At 64.6% G+C, this 16319-nt stretch carries 15 protein-coding genes and 1 tRNA gene; 3 read left to right on the top strand and 13 right to left on the bottom strand.

From position 1 onward, the window contains the following. Position 1: 1 nt before the first annotated feature. The 9 genes from ACFZAI_RS08545 to gspG are packed head-to-tail and all read right to left on the bottom strand — an operon-like array spanning position 2 to position 8238. Positions 2–1849, bottom strand: a complete 1848-nt coding sequence (locus tag ACFZAI_RS08545) for a secretin N-terminal domain-containing protein (protein ID WP_391566520.1) — start codon at positions 1847–1849, stop codon at positions 2–4. Between the two features lie 60 nt (positions 1850–1909). Next, positions 1910–2686, bottom strand: a complete 777-nt coding sequence (locus ACFZAI_RS08540; RefSeq protein WP_391566519.1) for a hypothetical protein — start codon at positions 2684–2686, stop codon at positions 1910–1912. Next, positions 2686–3258 carry a hypothetical protein gene (locus tag ACFZAI_RS08535; protein WP_391566518.1) on the bottom strand — a complete coding sequence of 191 codons (573 nt, stop codon included), beginning with the start codon at positions 3256–3258 and terminating at the stop codon, positions 2686–2688. Before ACFZAI_RS08535 ends, ACFZAI_RS08540 begins: the two co-directional genes overlap by 1 nt. Beyond that, the gene (locus tag ACFZAI_RS08530) at positions 3255–3785 is read right to left on the bottom strand and encodes a hypothetical protein (protein ID WP_391566517.1); all 531 of its coding nucleotides are present in this window, start codon (positions 3783–3785) and stop codon (positions 3255–3257) included. Before ACFZAI_RS08530 ends, ACFZAI_RS08535 begins: the two co-directional genes overlap by 4 nt. Next, complete coding sequence (locus ACFZAI_RS08525; RefSeq protein WP_391566516.1) at positions 3773–4528, bottom strand: hypothetical protein; 756 nt, start codon at positions 4526–4528, stop codon at positions 3773–3775. Before ACFZAI_RS08525 ends, ACFZAI_RS08530 begins: the two co-directional genes overlap by 13 nt. Beyond that, complete coding sequence (locus ACFZAI_RS08520) at positions 4509–6143, bottom strand: GspE/PulE family protein (RefSeq protein WP_391566515.1); 1635 nt, start codon at positions 6141–6143, stop codon at positions 4509–4511. Before ACFZAI_RS08520 ends, ACFZAI_RS08525 begins: the two co-directional genes overlap by 20 nt. Then, positions 6140–7333: a type II secretion system F family protein gene (locus tag ACFZAI_RS08515; RefSeq protein WP_391566514.1), complete on the bottom strand. Its 1194-nt coding sequence runs from the start codon at positions 7331–7333 to the stop codon at positions 6140–6142. Before ACFZAI_RS08515 ends, ACFZAI_RS08520 begins: the two co-directional genes overlap by 4 nt. Before the next feature lies 1 nt (position 7334). Then, positions 7335–7832 carry a lytic transglycosylase domain-containing protein gene (locus ACFZAI_RS08510; RefSeq protein WP_391566513.1) on the bottom strand — a complete coding sequence of 166 codons (498 nt, stop codon included), beginning with the start codon at positions 7830–7832 and terminating at the stop codon, positions 7335–7337. Further along, on the bottom strand, positions 7810–8238 hold the full coding sequence (gene gspG, locus ACFZAI_RS08505) for a type II secretion system major pseudopilin GspG (protein WP_391566512.1): 429 nt from the start codon (positions 8236–8238) through the stop codon (positions 7810–7812). Before gspG ends, ACFZAI_RS08510 begins: the two co-directional genes overlap by 23 nt. A gap of 429 nt (positions 8239–8667) precedes the next feature. Here gspG and ACFZAI_RS08500 point away from each other — a divergent pair, with 429 nt between their 5' ends. After that, complete coding sequence (locus tag ACFZAI_RS08500) at positions 8668–9348, top strand: cytochrome b (RefSeq protein ID WP_391566511.1); 681 nt, start codon at positions 8668–8670, stop codon at positions 9346–9348. Positions 9349–9424: 76 nt separating this feature from the next. Then, a tRNA-Gly gene (locus tag ACFZAI_RS08495) sits at positions 9425–9500 on the top strand. Positions 9501–9694: 194 nt separating this feature from the next. Here ACFZAI_RS08495 and ACFZAI_RS08490 read toward each other — a convergent pair. Genes ACFZAI_RS08490 through ACFZAI_RS08475 form a run of 4 tightly spaced genes read right to left on the bottom strand, consistent with a single transcriptional unit; the run spans position 9695 to position 14827 of the window. Then, positions 9695–10288, bottom strand: a complete 594-nt coding sequence (locus tag ACFZAI_RS08490; protein ID WP_391566510.1) for a sarcosine oxidase subunit gamma — start codon at positions 10286–10288, stop codon at positions 9695–9697. Further along, positions 10278–13292 (bottom strand): sarcosine oxidase subunit alpha family protein, encoded by a 3015-nt coding sequence (locus ACFZAI_RS08485; protein WP_391566509.1) that lies wholly within the window; start codon positions 13290–13292, stop codon positions 10278–10280. Before ACFZAI_RS08485 ends, ACFZAI_RS08490 begins: the two co-directional genes overlap by 11 nt. Continuing rightward, positions 13289–13567, bottom strand: a complete 279-nt coding sequence (locus ACFZAI_RS08480) for a sarcosine oxidase subunit delta (RefSeq protein WP_391566508.1) — start codon at positions 13565–13567, stop codon at positions 13289–13291. The genes ACFZAI_RS08485 and ACFZAI_RS08480 overlap by 4 nt, the downstream gene beginning before the upstream one ends. Before the next feature lie 15 nt (positions 13568–13582). Next, entirely contained in the window at positions 13583–14827 is a 1245-nt protein-coding gene (locus ACFZAI_RS08475) for a sarcosine oxidase subunit beta family protein (protein WP_391566507.1), read from the bottom strand. A gap of 283 nt (positions 14828–15110) precedes the next feature. On the opposite strand from ACFZAI_RS08475, the gene fdhA reads away from it, so the two are divergent. Beyond that, positions 15111–16307 carry a formaldehyde dehydrogenase, glutathione-independent gene (gene fdhA / locus ACFZAI_RS08470; protein ID WP_391566506.1) on the top strand — a complete coding sequence of 399 codons (1197 nt, stop codon included), beginning with the start codon at positions 15111–15113 and terminating at the stop codon, positions 16305–16307. Positions 16308–16319 lie beyond the last annotated feature (12 nt).

The raw sequence follows: 16319 nt of genomic DNA, 5'->3' as shown, positions 1-16319 counted from the left end.
CTTAGAACGGCGGCTTCGCCAGCGCCGCGTCCAGCGCCGGGGACGCTTCACCCGAGGCCGCAGCGGGTGCGGCCGGCGCGGGCGCCGGGGCTTGCGTCGTCATCGGAACCACCGTAACGCGTGACTCCGTGCCGGACGGGAAGTAGCTGTCGGAGGCCGACGGCAGCGCCATCGAACGTTCGATGTGCGGCGTCAGCAGCAAGACGATCTCGGTGGTTTGATCCGTCTTTTTCTGGCCGCCGAACAGGCTGCCCAGCCATCCCATCACGCTCAGGCCTGGCAAGCCGCTGCTGCTGCGCGTCTGCTGCTGGTTCACCAGGCCGGCCAGCACTTGGGTTTCACCATCGCGTGCGGTCATCACCGTTTCAGCGTTACGCGTGCTCATCGGGTAGACGATGCCGCCGCCCGCCGTCTTGACCTCACCCTTGAGGTTGCTGACTTCCATGCTGACCTTGACGCTGACTTCGTTGCTCAGGCTGATGCGCGGCTCCACTTGCAGGATCAACCCGACATCCTGATAGTTGACCGATTCCGTCACCACGCCGTTGGCGTTTGTCGTCGTCACCACCGGCACCTTTTCGCCGATCTTGATGCTGGCCTTTTCCATATTGCGCACCCGTATCTTCGGATTGGCCAGCACCTTCGTCTTGCCCCGCTTTTGCAGCATGTTCAACGCCACGGAAAGATCATTGCGGCTGCCCACGCCGATCTTGCCCTGGTTCAGGTTCAGCAGGTCGCGCACGGTGACTCTGCCGCTTTCACCTTGCGGCAGAATCGAAAAACGCAGATCGCTGGGGTAGTCGACACCGACTTCCAGCTCGTCATTGGCGTTCACTTCCAGTACTTGCACGTCCATGGTGACTTCCGACTGCGCGATGTCCAGCGCCGCCACCACCCGCTCCACCACCGCCATGACTTCCGGCGTGTCGCGCACCAGCACCGCGTTGGCGCGCTCATCCAGATGCACGTTCTTCGGTGCGCTGATCTGCCGCAAGGCCGCCAGCACGTGCGTGGCATTCGCCTGATCCAGGTAGAACACGCGCACCATGAGCTCGCGGTATTCCTTTTCCTTGTCCGCGCGGGCCGGGTAGATCAACAGGCTGTGCTGGTCCAGCACCTTCTTTTCCAGCTGATTGGTGCGCAACAGCAGGTTGATCGCATCTTCCGCCGTGGTCTGACGGGCCATGATGCTGGCCGGCATCGTCGTCTGCACGTCCGGGTCCAGCACAAAGTCCACACCGGCCGCGAGCGAGATCGCGTCCAGAATCTGCACGATAGGCTGCGACTTGAAGTTCAGCGACACCGGCTTGCGCAGCGCGTCAGCCAGCCTGGGCCGGGCCGCGTGGCGCCCCGCATCCCGGCGCTGCATCTGGTTGCGCAGCGCCTCGGCCTGCGCATAGCCCGGTTGCTCTTGCAGGATGCGGTTGACCTTGTACAACGCCTCGGCCGGGCGGTCGTGCTGCATGGCGGCGGCCTCGGCCAGCTCCTCTTTCAGATGAAGACGCTGCTCCAGCTGCGCCTTCAGCTGCTGCCCGCGCATGTTGCCCGGGTTCATGGCCAGCAGTTCGTGCACCTCTGTCAACGCTTCCTGCTCGTCGCCCGCTTCCATCTTCACGCGCACACGTTGCAGGATCTCGCGCGCCACGGCGATGTCGTCGCGGACCACGTTCTTGTTTGCTTCGATGTCGTTGGGATTGTTGGCCAGCTGCGCGCGGCCAGCGGCCAGACGCTCGGAGGCGGTCGGGGGTGGCGATGCGCCCAGCGCCCGTTTGAATGACTCGGGCGCGGCGCAGCCGCTTAGCGCGACGGTCAGTGAAACCGCCAGTGCGGCAGGTTTGAAGCTCATCATTTTCTTTCCTAATTTGACGTGACGCCAGCCATCGGCGGCGTGCGCCCGCAGGCGCCGGGTCTACTGCGCCAAGGGCGCCAGGTCGACGTGTAGTTCTCGCCCTTTCGGGTCGATCAGCACCGCGCGCGAGGGCTCCAATGCCTTGAATTGGTACTGCTGCGCCACCGTGTCGCCCGGCCGCAAGGCATCGGCGATGCTGCAACGCTGGCAGAGCAGATAGGTTTGCCCCTGGCTCTCAAGCACGACAATGCGGTGGGCGTCATCGATCCACTCACCGACGGCGTGAATGGGAACCAGCACAAGCGCCGGCTCAGCCGTGTCCTGTTCCGTCGTCAAGGCGTCCGCTTCCGCCGCCGGCGACGTGTCCGAACCGGGCGCGCCGTTCGGCGCTTGCGGCGCCTGGCCGCCCACTAGCGACGCCCAAGGCTGGGACGGAAACAGGTCGACTTCTTGCGGAGTCGCGGATTCCTCAAAGGGGGTGTCCCCGGCGGTTGCGTCATCGGCGGGTGTTTCATCGGCGGGTGTTTCATTGCCGGCTGCGTCATTGACGGCCGCTTCAAGGCCATCTGCGTCAACCACAGCGGCTTCGTTCACCACGTCCTCATTGGCGGCCGCGTCATTGACGGCCACCTCATGGCCATCGGCGTCAAGCACAGCGGCTTCGTTCACCACGTCCTCATTGCCGGCCGCGTCATTGACGGCCGCTTCATGGCCAGCTGCGTCAAGCACAGCGGCTTCGTTCACCACGTCCTCATTGCCGGCTGCGTCATTACTCGCTGCCGACGCCGCGGCGGCTAGCAACATGGCGCCCAGCGTGACTTTCATCAGGCGCTTCATCACACGACTCCCAGCATGCTCAAGCGCATCTTGATGTTCACCAGCATGTTTTCCGGCCTTTGCCTGTCCAGCGCCAGCGACTCCAGGCGCAGCAGCGGATGCTCGGCCAGCTTGCGCAGCCCCGTGGACACGTCCTGGTACGAACCGATGGCCGTAATGTCCAACGAGGTGCGGCGCAACCGGCCCTGAATGGTGTCTTCGCCCTGATACTGGATATCCACCAGCAACAGGCCCGCGCGCAACAGCTCGCCCATGATTTCCAGCTTGCGCTGGTCGGGGTCCAGCCGCATCTGCACGCGCAGCGCAGTCATGTCATTGCCGGGCGGCTCGATCGACGGGCTGCACGCGTGCAGTTCGCCATACATTTCCATGGCCCGGTTCTGCAGTGCGTTCTTCTCCGGCCACAGCACCACGATGAAGTGGGCGAGCAAGACCAGCGCAGTAGCCAGCGCCAATATGCCGCCACGGCCCAGGCGCTCGGCGCTGCGCTGCCCATGCCAGCGCAGCCATGCCAGTCCATTGCCCTGCCGCAAGGCGGCAACACGCAATTTGAGTGATCGAAAGGCATTCATCGCAGCTCCACCCGTACGGTGGCCATCGTGGCCAGGTTAGGATCGCCCGACTTGATGCCGTGGCGCATCACCGTGGCGCGCATGCCCGAGTCGGGCTCGTTCATGCGCGCGGCGAACGCAAAGATCTCGCTCAGATCCGCGGTCATGAGTTCCAACGACGCGGCCTTACCCGCCAATTCAATCTTCAGGTTCATGACCGCAATCCGCGGCGCCCAGGCCTGCTCAATCGCGCGCAGCAACTTCGGCCGCAGCCGGTCTTCGGCGCTCTGCGCCGACAACAAGGCATCCACCTTTCTTTCTTCGGGCGACTGCGCCTGCACACGGCGCAGCTCGCGCTCATGCAACATGCGTTGATTGGCCAGCCGGTCATCCAGCTGGGTGACTTCGCTGCGCAGCGCCGCCACATCCCATTCGCGCCAGGCGCTCAGCAAGCCGACGGCCAAGAGCAGCAGCACCGCCGCGATCGCGAGCGGATTCGCGGTCTTGCGCTTGCCGAAGTCAGGCGTGTTGATATTCAAGCCGGCCATGTCCGCTCCGCTAACATTGCATGCGGAAAGCCCAGCCAGCGCGCTTGCGCTGCGGGGGGAAGCTGCCGCGGGCCCAGGGTCGAGACCCAGCCGTACTGCGCTGGGGCCACGCGGGCGCAAAGCGCTTGCGCCGCGGCAATGCCCGCATCGGCGGATTGCCCGGGCGACATCTGTAAAGTGATCATGTCTTGCCAGCCCCGCTCGGACTGCCACAGACAGGTCATCGCCGTACGCTCGGCCAGCACCAGGCACTGGCCGGCATGGCTGAGCGCGCCGCGAAAGCGCTGCACGCTGGCAGACAGCACGTCGCGGCAGCCTGCTACCGTCCAGCCCTGCTCGCCCACGTTGCGCTCCAGCGCATCCAGCATTGCGGCGTCGGCCGCGAAGGCCAGGCGAGCCTGACCGTAGCGCGCGGGTCCCAAACGCACCCGCAGCGAGCCCGTAATACCGCGCTCACGCAGCAAGGCCTGCGCATAGTTGCACCAGTGGCTGTCGCCACCCTTCAAACCCGGCTGCCAGGCCAGCAGCTGGCCATGAAACCACGGATACCCCAGCCACACGTTCAAGCGATTGCGCCAGCGCGGCCCGCGCCGCTCGACGGTGGCAAGCAACGAGGCCACGGCGGTCGCAGGGTCCCCTGCGTGCAAGACTTTCATCCGGTCATCAACCGAGACGCCCGGCGCGAGCAGGCTCGCGTGTTCGGCGTCGATCAGCACGGTTTGTTCATTCCATAGCGACAGCACGGCAAACCTCCTGATAAGTGGTGAGCCCACGCGCCACCGCCTCGTGGGCGGCGTCACGCATCGATTGATAATCAGCGCAGTGCGCCAGCGCTTCCAGGCGCCGCTCGGGCGAGCGGTCCAGCAGCGCACTTTTCATGCGGCTATCCAGCCGCAGCACTTCAGCCAACGCAATGCGGCCAAGAAAACCGGTGTGACGGCAGGCCTCGCAGCCCGGCCCCGCGCGCGCCTCATCCTTGGGTGCGCAATGGGGGCACAAGCGTCGCACCAGCCGCTGCGACACCACGCCGTTCAGCGATTCCAGAAACGTGGCCGGCTCCACATCCATGTACAGAAAGCGGTCGATCACACTGAACGCGTCGTTGGCGTGCACGGACGACAGCACCCGGTGCCCCGTCAGCGCGGACTGCACCGCGATGGCGGCCGTTTCGGCGTCGCGAATTTCGCCCACCAGGATCGTGTCCGGGTCGTGACGCAGGATCGATCGCAGGCCGCGCGCAAACGTCAGGCCCTTTTTTTCATTGACCGGAATTTGCAGAATGCCGGCCATCTCGTATTCCACCGGGTCTTCGATGGTGATCAGCTTTTCGTCACCGCTGTTCAGCTCGGACAGCGCGCCATACAGCGTGGTGGACTTGCCGCTGCCGGTCGGGCCGGTGATCAGCGTCAGCCCATACGGCAACTGCGCCAGCGCACGAATGCGCCGCGCGGTCTCCGCCGGAAACCCAAGCGTGTCCAGGCTGAGCTTGTCGCCCCGTTGCGAACGATCCAGCAAACGCAAGACGGCGTTCTCGCCGTGGTTGCCCGGCATGATCGACACGCGAAAATCCACTTCCCGCCCCTGCAACACGACTTTGAAGCGGCCATCCTGCGGCACGCGCTTTTCAGCGATGTCCAGGCTGGACAGCACCTTCAGGCGCGACATCACCTGGTTGGCGGTCACCTGCCCCGGCACCTGGCGAATGCGCAGCATCACGCCATCGATGCGGTAGCGGATCAACAAGCCTTCTTCATCCGACTCCAGATGGATATCGCTGGCCCGGCTTTGCAGTCCGTCGTAGAGGGTCATGTTGACCAGGCGGATCACGGGGCTTTCATCTTTCGCCAGCGACGCCAGGGAAATCGACTCGACTGCCTTGGCAAGCGAATCGTCTTCCATGTCAACAGCCACGCCGTCCATCACCCGCTCGCTGGCCTCAGCCTGCTTCAGCCACGCATCCACCACGCCCGCCGGACACAGCGCAAAGCGCAACACGCGGCCCGAGAACATCGACTGGAGCTTCAAACGGGCCGCACGTGAGAACGGGTCCGCCAACGCCAGCAGCAGCTCGCCATCCACCTCCAACGGCGCGGCGCGGCAATTCAGCGCCTCGGTCAACGACAAGGCGTCAAAGCGCGGTGACGCCTGGCGGCACTGCTCGGCGCTCAGCGCCTGCATGCCCAGCGCTTGCGCCAGCGGCATCAGAAATTCAGGGCGGCGCGCGAGTTCGTCATTGAGGTATTCGGACAGCGCCACGCTGCGTTCCGCGGCTTGCTCCTGCCACAGCCACCAGGCCTCGCCCGCCGCCGCCACGTTTGCGTCGTCCTGATTGATTTCGATGGTTTGACCGCCACTCATCCCAGACTCCCCGCCATCTCGAAGATGGGCATGTACAGCAAGATGACGATGGCGCCGACCAGGCCGCCCACCACCAGCATCAACAATGGTTCGAATACTTTTCCAAAGACTTCGATGGCATGGTCCAGCGTGCCGTCGTGAAACTGAGCGATGCGTTCGCACATGCCGCCCAGGTCTCCGCTTTGCTCTCCTACGCGCAGCAGCCGTTCCGCCACCGCCGTCGTCAGCCCATGCCGCGTCAAGGTCTCGGCCACCGGGCGCCCCGCCCGCAACTCCTGCAACGCCAGCTCCAGGCGCTGCGCATAGGCGGCAGGCAAGATCCGCTCGGATAATTCAAAGGCCTGCAAGGCAGGCGTTCCGCCCTCGATCAGCAAGCCGACCGTGCGATAAAAGCGCGCCAGCACAAACAGGTTGCCCACATCACGCAGCTTGGGCAGGCGCCAGAACAGATTCATCAATGCCGTCTTCATGCGTTGCGTGCGCAGCGCCAGCGCGGTGACCAGCAGGGTCGCGCCAATGCCCGCCCCCAGCCATTCACCATCCGACTGCACAAGCCTTGCCCACCACAGCATCGCTTCGGCCGTGGCCGGCAAGTCGCGCATGCTTTCGAAGACCACCGCAAAGCGCGGCACCACGAAGAACAGCATGAACAGCAAAATGCCAAAGCCCACCGCGATCACCACCAGCGGGTACACCAGCGCACCCACCACTTTCTTGCGGATGTTTTCAATGCGCAGCTCGTAGTACTGATAGCGCTTGAGCACCATCGGCAACTGCCCGCTGCCTTCGGCTGAGGCCACCGTCGCCACCAGCAAGGACGGAAACACCGAAGGCTGCGCCTGCATGGCCTTGGACAGCGGCAAGCCCTGATACAACGACCGCAGCACGCCGGTCAGCGTGGCTTGCAGCGCCTTGTTGCCCTGGCCCGCCTTGTCGCTCAACGCCTCCAGCGCTTCGATCAAGGCCAGGCCGGCCTCAAGCAAGGTTGAGAGTTCCTGAAGCAGCAAGCCCAACGAAAAGCCCTGCTTGCGCTGCGCGGCATGACGCCTTCCGGCGGGCGCCCGCTTGACCTCCAGCACCATGCCGTCGGCCTCGCCAACCTGCGCGCGCGCTTCGTTTTCATTGGCGGCGCGCACGGTCTGCACGCGCACTTCGCCCTGCCTGAGCAGGCTGATCCGGAACTCATTCATGTCATTGCCGCGCCAGTTGCGCCTGGCGGACCTTGTCGTCACGCGCCTGCGCCAAAACCAGATAGTGTTGCCACACGCGCTTTACATATCGCTTGCGCGCGTCTTCGCGGGAATCCGCGCCGCCGGCGTTGTAGGCGCCCACGGCCCGCCACGTGTAGCCATAGCGCTTGATGAAGTCCGCCAGAATCTCGGCGCCCACATCAATGGACAGGCACGGCTCGTCCAGCAGCTGCTGGCGCGTGATGCCCCGCTTGGCCAGCCACGTCAGATGGATGCTGTTGATCTGCATCAGGCCGACGTCTTGCGTGCCGTTGGTGTTCTGGTTGACGGCGCGCGGGTTCAGTGACGACTCCACCTTGGCGATCGAATACAGCAACAACGGATCAACGCCGTGACGGTCGCCCGATTCCTGCCAGCAGTTGGCGGCGGCGCCCGTGCTGAACGTCAGGGCCGCCAGCGCGGCAAACGCCGCCGATTTAGAGGCCGTAGACCAACTCACCGCTGCCTCCCGCCCGGCCTTCTTCGCCATAAGACACCACCTCGGCATCGCTGCTGCGACCCGGCACGTTCAAGACATACGGACGGCCCCAGGCGTCCGCCGGCACGTCCTTCGCCAGATACGGGCCGTGCCAGTTGGGCGTGCCTTGAGGTTGTTTATTCAATGCTTGCAATCCCTGCTCGGTCGTCGGATAACTGCCGACGTCCAGGCGGTATTGCGTCAGGGCGTCGCCCAACGTTTTCATCTGCGCCTGCGTTGCCTTCACCTTGGCCCGGTCGACCTGGGAGAACAGCTTGGGGCCGACATAGCCGGCCAGCAACGCAATGATCAACAGCACGACCAGCAGCTCCAGCAAGGTGAAGCCTTGCTGCAAGCCGAGACGGCGTCGGAAGGTAAGTGTCTTCATGTGTCCGCTTTTCTGAATGGAGGAATGCCGCGTGGCGGCAACTCGTGTTGGAAGGCAAGAAGAGCCCAGCACCGTGAAGAACGATGGTGGTTCCATGCGCCGGCGTTGCCGGACCGCATCTATGAGGGGAAATCTCTTCGCAGGACCGCATATTTCCATGCGCGCCCCAGTGCCTCAACGTTTCTAAAAAGAACTTCAACCCGTTTGAAGGAGCGGGTTTGAAGAAGCGGAGTTGAAGAAGCGGGGTTGAAGAAGTGGGGTCGAAGAAGTGGGGTCGAAGAAGTGGGGTCGAAGAAGTGGGGTCGAAGAAGCGGGTTTGAAGAAGCATTGAGGAAGGTGGTGCGAGGGGACTTGGGGCGCTTCAATCTCGCCTCTTTGGCCCTGCCTCGCCCTTCGCGTGCGCAGCCCGGCCCGCTTGAAGGAAGATCCATGAATCCCGGCGTTGCCCGCCCCCTCGACCCCGTGGCCGCACCGGCCTATACCCGGGCGCAAATTTCCCTGCATTGGCTGAGCGTCAGCCTGATGGCGCTGCTCGCGCTCAGCGGGGAAATTCGCCATTTGCTGGTGAACCACACCGCCATCCCGATGCGATGGGTGATGATCTTGCACATCGGCTGCGGCATGGCGCTATTGCTGGTTACGCTGGCGCGCGCGCTGGTGCGGATGACGCGCCGCCGCGCCGCAGCGGCCGGATTCTGCATGCAGGACGCTTGCGCGCATGCCGTGCACCTGTCGATCTATGCGTTCATCCTGGCGGAATGCCTGCTGGGCTGGATCATCGTCAACGCCAAGGGCTTTGCGATTCCGTTGCCGCTGACCAGCCTGGAGTTCCCCCGGCTGGTCGCGGCCGACCCGGCGCTCGTCATTACCGCGATCTGGGCGCATGAGGTGCTGGCGTGGATGTTGTATGGCCTGCTGGCGCTGCATATCGGTGCGGCGCTGTGGCATCACTACGTCAGCCGGGACGACACGCTCGCGCGCATGCGCTTGCGGGTGCGCAGAGAACGCCAAGCTCAGACTCAGATCCAGCCCCAGGCTCGGGCGCAAACTCAGGCGCGGACAGGCGTCGGCGCGCCCTTGGCGAAACCGGGCCGTTCCATAGAGTCGTGACGAGTTTTTTTTATTCGGCGTGCATTTTTCTAAAAATTGGGTATACTTCCGCCTCGCTTGCAAAAAAGCAGCGTACGCGGGAGTAGCTCAGTTGGTAGAGCGCAACCTTGCCAAGGTTGAGGTCGCGAGTTCGAGACTCGTCTCCCGCTCCATATTTGGATTGGCAGCATCCGGTTTACCGGCTTGCTGCGAATCATTGAAAAAGGGCCTCCGAGCCCTTTTTTCATGCGCGCTCGGAATGCCAAAGAGTGCCAAGGAATGCCAAAGCATGCCCAACAATGCCAAAGCATGCCCAACAAAGCCAAAGCATGCCACGGGATGCCATGGCAAGACTCCGCGGGCATGATTACGGCAGATATTCCCTTGCGGCGTCCAGCAGCATGCGGCCCACATAGTCTGCAAAACTGCGGCGCACCACGACCTCCACGCCCCCATCGTGCAATGCACGCAGCATGACGCCGGCCTTGAAGTAATGGCTTTGCGCGCATTGCCCGGCGCCGAACACACGAGGATGCAAATCCAGCGGGCACCCCTTTTCGAGCACGTCGCGCGCGTGTTCGCCGCGCAGTTCCAACACCGTGTACCCGCTGCTGACATCCACCACGCACGCGGATTGCCCAAACAACGACGGGCGTAGCGTCGGCTCCAGTGCGGGCCGTGCGGGCATCAACGATTGCACCCACCATTCATCCGGCCCCATCCACGCCAGCAAATGCCGATGCCCCTGCGCAACCGTGTTGGGCGCCCCGGGCGGCGCGGCGCCTAGCGCGCGTTCAATCGTCTGCACGAAGGCGGGCGACCGCAAATTGCCCCGCAATACCGCCAAGTCCAAAAACGGCCGCTCGATGATGCGCAGACGCCGGGCGCTTTCCGTATCAACGGGCGAGCGCAAGGGCGCCAGGCTGTGCAGGGGCGATTCCTGATGCGATTCAGTCCACATGCTGACGCCCTCCTTCGGGGTCGTAAAACACCGGGCTGCCGATGGTGGCCGGCATGAACCCACCGTTGGGCAACGCCACTTCAACGCGCTGCCCCATTCTTGTGTGGCCGTCCTGCACCAACGCCAGCGCGATCGAGCGGTTCAGCGTGGGGCTCATGTAGCTGGACGTCACGTGGCCGATCATCGGCGCAATCGGCGCGCGGCTGGGCTGGTTCATGATCTGGCTGCCTTCGGGCAGCACGATGGACGTGTCGCGCGCCAACAGGCCAACCAGCTGTTTGCGCTTGCCGCCCGCTGTGTGCGCGCGCGCGAGCGAACGCTTGCCCAGGCAATCCTTGGACTTGGCGACGAGCCCGCCCATGCCGAGATCCTGCGGCGTGACGGAGCCATCGGTATCCTGGCCCACGATGATGAAGCCCTTTTCCGCGCGCAGCACGTGCATGGCTTCGGTGCCGTAAGGCGTGATGCCGTATTCGCGGCCAGCCTCCATCAAGGCGTTCCAGACGCGTCCCCCCAGGTTGGCCGGCACGTTCACCTCGTAGGACAGTTCCCCTGAAAAGCTGATCCGCATGATGCGCGCCGGACTCGACCAGCCCCCGCCGCCCAAGGTGCCTTCACGGAACGTCATGAAAGGAAAGGCTTCGTTCGAGAAATCGATATCCTGGCAAACCTTGACCAGCACTTTTCGCGCAAGCGGCCCCGCTACCGCAAACGTGGCGAAGTGATCGGTGACCGTTGTCAGGTGCACATCCAAATGGGGCCATTCCGTCTGTAGCCAGCGTTCCATCCACGCCAGCACGCGGGCTGCGCCGCCGGTGGTGGTGCTCATCAAGAAATGCTGCTCGCCCAGGCGCATGGTGACGCCGTCGTCGAACACCATGCCGTTTTCATCCAGCATCAGGCCGTAGCGGCCTTTGCCCACGTCGAGCTTGGTCCACAGATTGGTGTAGACCCAGTTCAACAAGGTGGCGGCGTCCGGCCCTTGCACGTCGATCTTGCCCAATGTGGAGGCATCCAGCATGCCCACGCCGTTGCGCACGGCCAGGCATTCCCGGGCGACGGCCGCGTGCATGTTTTCCCCGGGTAGCGGGAAATACCAAGGGCGCTTCCAGTTGCCCACGTCTTCGAATACCGCGCCCCGCGCCACATGCCATTCGTGCACGCAGGTCTTGCGGATGGGGTCGAAGAAGTCGCCCAACTCACGGCCCGCCAGCACCCCGAACGTGACGGGCGTGTAGTTCGGACGATAGGTGGTGGTGCCCGTCTGTGCGATGGTTTGGCCCAAGGCGTCGGCCAACACCGCCGCGCCGTTGATGTTTCCCAGTTTGCCCTGATCGGTGCCAAATCCCATGGCGGTATAGCGTTTGACGTGCTCGACCGAGTGATAGCCTTCGCGCACGGCCAGATGAATGTCCGCCACCGTCACGTCATTCTGGAAGTCAACGAACTGGGCCGCGCCACGCCGGGCCGTCGCGCCGGGCCTGGCCACATGCCAAAGCGGCATCAGCGGATCTTGATAGATATCGACCGTGCGCCAAGACAAGGGGCTTACCGAATCAAAGCCAGCCAGCATGGCTGCATGCGCGCCGGCGGCGCTACCGCCATGCAGCGCCTGCGACAAACGATACTCACCATTGGCCGCGCCCGCGCTGATCTGCGCCTGCGTGGCCCCGTCCGGCACGAAGCACGCCAGCGCCTCGTCCCAGCGCGTCTTTCCGCCGGACTGCGCGTGCAGATGCAATACCGGATTCCACCCGCCCGACACGGCGAGCAAGTCGCAAGCCAGCTTTTCGTTGCCCGGCCCGGCACGGCCATCCGCGAAGGCGGCGACGACGACGCCCGTGACGTGGCGTTTGCCGCGCGCCTGCAACACGACCGTTTCGTTGCGGACCTCGATACCGGCGCTGCGCACCGCGTCGGGCCAGGCGCCCCGCCCCGCGGGCCGGGGATCGATCACGGTGATGTTCGCGCCCTGCTCGCGCAAATCCAGCGCCGTGCGGTAAGCGCCGTCGTTATTGGTGTAGAGCACCACGCGCCGCCCCGGCAGAACACAGTAGCGCCGCACGTACGTTGATACCGCTGACGCCAGCATGACGCCGGGCAGGTCATTGTTGCCAAACAGCAGGGGCCGCTCGTGCGCGCCCGTTGCCAGCACCACCTGTTTGGCGCGCACCTTCCACAGCCGTTGCCGCACACCCTGCCGCTGTTCGGGCGGCAGATGGTCGGTCAGTTGCTCACAGACCGTCAGCAGGTTCTGGTCGTGATAGCCGAACGCCGTGCTGCGCGTCAGAATCCTGACTTCCTTCATGCCCTGGAGCTCGGCATGCATCTGCTGAATCCATTCAGAGTTGGCTGCGCCGTTGATCAAAGACGGCAGGGCCAGCAGGCTGCCGCCCAGCTCGGCCTGGTTGTCGACCAGGATCACGCGCGCGCCGGTCAGTCCCGCCGCCATGGCCGCAGCCAGGCCCGCCGGGCCGCCGCCCACCACCAGCACATCGCAATGGGCGTAGCGCTTGTCGTAGTGATCGGGGTCTGGCAGCGCCGGCGCCTGGCCCAAGCCGCCCGCCTTGCGTATCCACCGTTCATAACGCGGCCACCAGCGGTGCGGCCACATGAACGTCTTGTAGTAGAAGCCTGCGGGGATGAAGCGGCCCAGGCGCTGCAACACCGCCATGCGGTCGCGTTCAAGGTCGGGCGCGGCATTGACGCTGCTGGCGCGCAAGCCTTCATAAAGTTCGACGGTGGTCGCGCAGGGGTTCGGCACCGTGTGCGCGCCGGTCTCGAGTTGCACCAGCGCGTTGGGCTCGTCGACACCGGCCGTCATGATGCCGCGCGGCCGGTGGTACTTCCAGCTGCGCGCCACGAAATGTTCACCGTTGGCCAGCAACGCCGAGGCCAGCGTATCGCCCTGGCAACCAAAATAGGTGCGCCCATTGAACGTGAATTCGAGGGACGTGGCCGGGTCAATGCGCCCACGGTTCGACAGCCGATGCGTTTGCGTCATCTGCGCTCTCCCGCAGCGTGTTCGAACGTGTGGAACCCATGGAACGCATGGCTGACGGTATCGCGCTCGGCCAGGAACCAGCGGCGGCAGCCGTGGGCGTGCTGCCACTGCTCGCGCGCGCGTCCGCGCACGTTCTTGCGCATGAAGAGGTAGTTCGCCCATTGGGCGTCGGTCAGGGTGTCGCAATCTTGCGGGCGGACGATATCGGCTTCGCCGCCGCAGGTGAACTCCGTCTCGGCCCGGGGGCCGCAGTACGGGCAAGTCAGCATCAGCATGCTCAAGCTCCGTCGTCAGTGCGCCACGGCGGCAGCGCCGTGTTCGTCGATCAAATGGCCGGTTTCAAAGCGGTTCAGGGAAAACGGCGCGTTCAGCCGGTGCGGCGCGTTGTTGGCCACGGTGTAGGCGAAGACCCAGCCCGAGCCGGGCGTGGCCTTGAAGCCGCCCGTACCCCATCCGCAGTTGACATACAGGCCCTTGATGGGGGTGGTGGAAATGATCGGACAGGCGTCGGGGGACACGTCCACGATGCCGCCCCACTGCCGGTTCATCCGCACCCGGCTGAAGATGGGGAACATTTCAACAATGGCCTGCAAGGTGCTTTCGATCAGGTGAAAGCTGCCGCGCTGGCCGTAGCCCACGTATTGATCGATGCCCGCGCCAATGACGAGATCGCCTTTGTCGGACTGGCTGATATACGCGTGGACCGCGTTCGACATGACGACGGTGTCCAGGATCGGTTTCAGCGGTTCAGAGACCAGCGCTTGCAGCGGATGACTTTCCAGCGGCAAGCGAATGCCCGCCATGTCGGCGATGACGCTGGAGTGGCCCGCAGCCACCACCGCCACTTTCGCCGCCTTGATATAGCCCTTGCCGGTTTCCACGCCCAGCACCTGGCCGTTCTCGCGGCGAATGCCGGTGACCGGACAGTTTTCGATGATGTCCACGCCCAGCCGGTCGGCCGCGCGCGCGTATCCCCAGGCGACGGCGTCATGCCGGGCCACGCCCGCGCGCCGTTGGAACGACGCGCCCAGCACCGGGTAGCGGCAATCCAGATTGATGTAGGGGACGATTTGCTTGACTTGCGCGGGGGTGAGCCATTCACCGTCGACGCCGTTATAGCGGTTGGCGCTGATGCGGCGTTGCGTGTCGCGCACGTCTTGCAGCGTGTGCGCCAGATTCATCACGCCGCGCTGGCTGAACATGACGTTGTAGTTCAACTCCTGCGACAGGCCTTCCCACAGTTGCATGGCCTTTTCATACAACTGCGAGGACTCGTCCCACAGGTAATTGGACCGGACAATCGTGGTGTTGCGCGCGGTGTTGCCGCCGCCCACCCAGCCCTTTTCCAGCACCGCGACGCGCTTCACGCCGTGTTCCTTCGCCAGGTAATACGCGGTGGCCAGCCCATGGCCGCCGCCACCCACCACCACCACGTCGTACTCCGGCCGGGGCTCGGGGCTGCGCCAGGCGCGCGGCCAGCGTTGATGGTTCGACAGCCCGTTGCGGATCAGGCTGAAGAGGGAATAGCGGCTCATGGTGATTCCTTGGGAAACGACGCGATCCGGTGCGCAGCGGCAGGCACTGCGCCATGCCTGCATTTTTGTCTCAAGACGCCGGGCGCTCCTTGCCGCGCCGGACAGGAATTTGCCTGATTGCGACACCGGCCGCCGCTTGGCCCGCGCTGTCGTCTACCCGCCGCTGGGTGTCGCTTGCAGACAGCTAGCGCACGCGCCGGCTTGCCAAAATCAAACGCTGACGGGCATCCGCCCGCATGAATATGGGCCCGGCAAGGAATCGGCCAGGCAAGGAGACGCAGACATGGCAGCGAACAGGGGCGTGGTTTACGTTGGCGACGGGCGCGTCGAGGTGCAGTCGATCAGCTTTCCCAAGTTGGTGGACCCGCGCGGCCGCAACATCGAGCACGGCGTGATCCTGAAGGTGGTGTCCACCAACATCTGCGGGTCAGATCAGCACATGGTGCGCGGCCGCACCACGGCGCAGAAGGGGCTGGTGCTAGGCCATGAAATCACGGGCGAAGTCATCGAAGTGGGCCGCGATGTCGAAACGCTGAAATCGGGTGATCTGGTATCCGTGCCGTTCAACGTGGCCTGCGGCCGCTGCCGCACCTGCAAGGAACAGGACACGGGCGTGTGCCTGACGGTGAACCCCGCGCGCGCGGGCGGCGCCTATGGCTACGTCGACATGGGCGACTGGATCGGCGGCCAGGCGGAATATGTCATGGTGCCCTACGCCGACTTCAACCTGCTGCGTTTTCCTGACCGCGACCAGGCTCTGGCGAAGATCCGCGACCTGACCTGTCTGTCAGACATTCTGCCCACGGGCTATCACGGCGCGGTCAGCGCGGGCGTTGGCCCCGGCAGCACCGTCTACGTCGCCGGCGCGGGGCCTGTCGGCATGGCCGCGGCGGCGTCGGCCCGGCTGCTGGGCGCGGCGGTAGTCATCGTTGGCGATATGAATCCCTTGCGGCTGGCGCATGCGCGCAAGGTCGGCTTCGAGACGGCCGACTTGTCGTTGGACGCCACGTTGGGCGAACAGATCGCCGCGCTGCTCGGCACGCCCGAAGTCGATTGCGCCATCGATGCCGTGGGTTTCGAAGCGCGCGGCCACGGCGCCGCGGGATCACAGGCCGAAGCGCCCGCCGCCGTCTTGAACGCATTGATGGAAGTGACGCGCGTGGCGGGCCGCATCGGCATCCCGGGGCTGTATGTCACCGACGACCCTGGCGCTGCCGACGCCGCCGCCCAGCGCGGCAGCTTGTCCGTGCGCTTCGGCCTGGGTTGGGCGAAAGCGCATAGTTTCCACACCGGCCAGACGCCGGTCATCAAGTACAACCGCGCCCTGATGCAGGCCATTCTGTGGGACCGAATCAACATCGCCGAAGTGGTGGGCGTACAGGTCATTTCGCTGGATGCCGCGCCCGAGGGCTATGCCGCGTTCGATGCGGGCGCGCCCAAGAAGTTCGTGATTGATCCGCACGCCATGCTCGCCCGCTGAACCGCCCCCCCC

It is taken from the genome of Achromobacter sp. NPDC008082, assembly GCF_042957345.1.
Taxonomy (GTDB): domain Bacteria; phylum Pseudomonadota; class Gammaproteobacteria; order Burkholderiales; family Burkholderiaceae_B; genus Achromobacter; species Achromobacter kerstersii_A.
This window is presented reverse-complemented; position numbering and strand designations above follow the sequence as displayed.

Excerpts from the sequence above, each read along its gene's own strand:
- gspG (WP_391566512.1), bottom strand. The coding sequence starts at position 8,238 with ATGAAGACACTTACCTTCCGACGCCGTCTCGGCTTGCAGCAAGGCTTC.
- ACFZAI_RS08545 (WP_391566520.1), bottom strand. The coding sequence starts at position 1,849 with ATGATGAGCTTCAAACCTGCCGCACTGGCGGTTTCACTGACCGTCGCG.
- ACFZAI_RS08515 (WP_391566514.1), bottom strand. The coding sequence starts at position 7,333 with ATGAATGAGTTCCGGATCAGCCTGCTCAGGCAGGGCGAAGTGCGCGTG.
- ACFZAI_RS08535 (WP_391566518.1), bottom strand. The coding sequence starts at position 3,258 with ATGAATGCCTTTCGATCACTCAAATTGCGTGTTGCCGCCTTGCGGCAG.
- ACFZAI_RS08480 (WP_391566508.1), bottom strand. The coding sequence starts at position 13,567 with ATGCTGATGCTGACTTGCCCGTACTGCGGCCCCCGGGCCGAGACGGAG.
- ACFZAI_RS08475 (WP_391566507.1), bottom strand. The coding sequence starts at position 14,827 with ATGAGCCGCTATTCCCTCTTCAGCCTGATCCGCAACGGGCTGTCGAAC.
- ACFZAI_RS08500 (WP_391566511.1), top strand. The coding sequence starts at position 8,668 with ATGAATCCCGGCGTTGCCCGCCCCCTCGACCCCGTGGCCGCACCGGCC.
- fdhA (WP_391566506.1), top strand. The coding sequence starts at position 15,111 with ATGGCAGCGAACAGGGGCGTGGTTTACGTTGGCGACGGGCGCGTCGAG.
- ACFZAI_RS08485 (WP_391566509.1), bottom strand. The coding sequence starts at position 13,292 with ATGACGCAAACGCATCGGCTGTCGAACCGTGGGCGCATTGACCCGGCC.
- ACFZAI_RS08490 (WP_391566510.1), bottom strand. The coding sequence starts at position 10,288 with ATGTGGACTGAATCGCATCAGGAATCGCCCCTGCACAGCCTGGCGCCC.
- ACFZAI_RS08530 (WP_391566517.1), bottom strand. The coding sequence starts at position 3,785 with ATGGCCGGCTTGAATATCAACACGCCTGACTTCGGCAAGCGCAAGACC.
- ACFZAI_RS08540 (WP_391566519.1), bottom strand. The coding sequence starts at position 2,686 with ATGAAGCGCCTGATGAAAGTCACGCTGGGCGCCATGTTGCTAGCCGCC.
- ACFZAI_RS08520 (WP_391566515.1), bottom strand. The coding sequence starts at position 6,143 with ATGAGTGGCGGTCAAACCATCGAAATCAATCAGGACGACGCAAACGTG.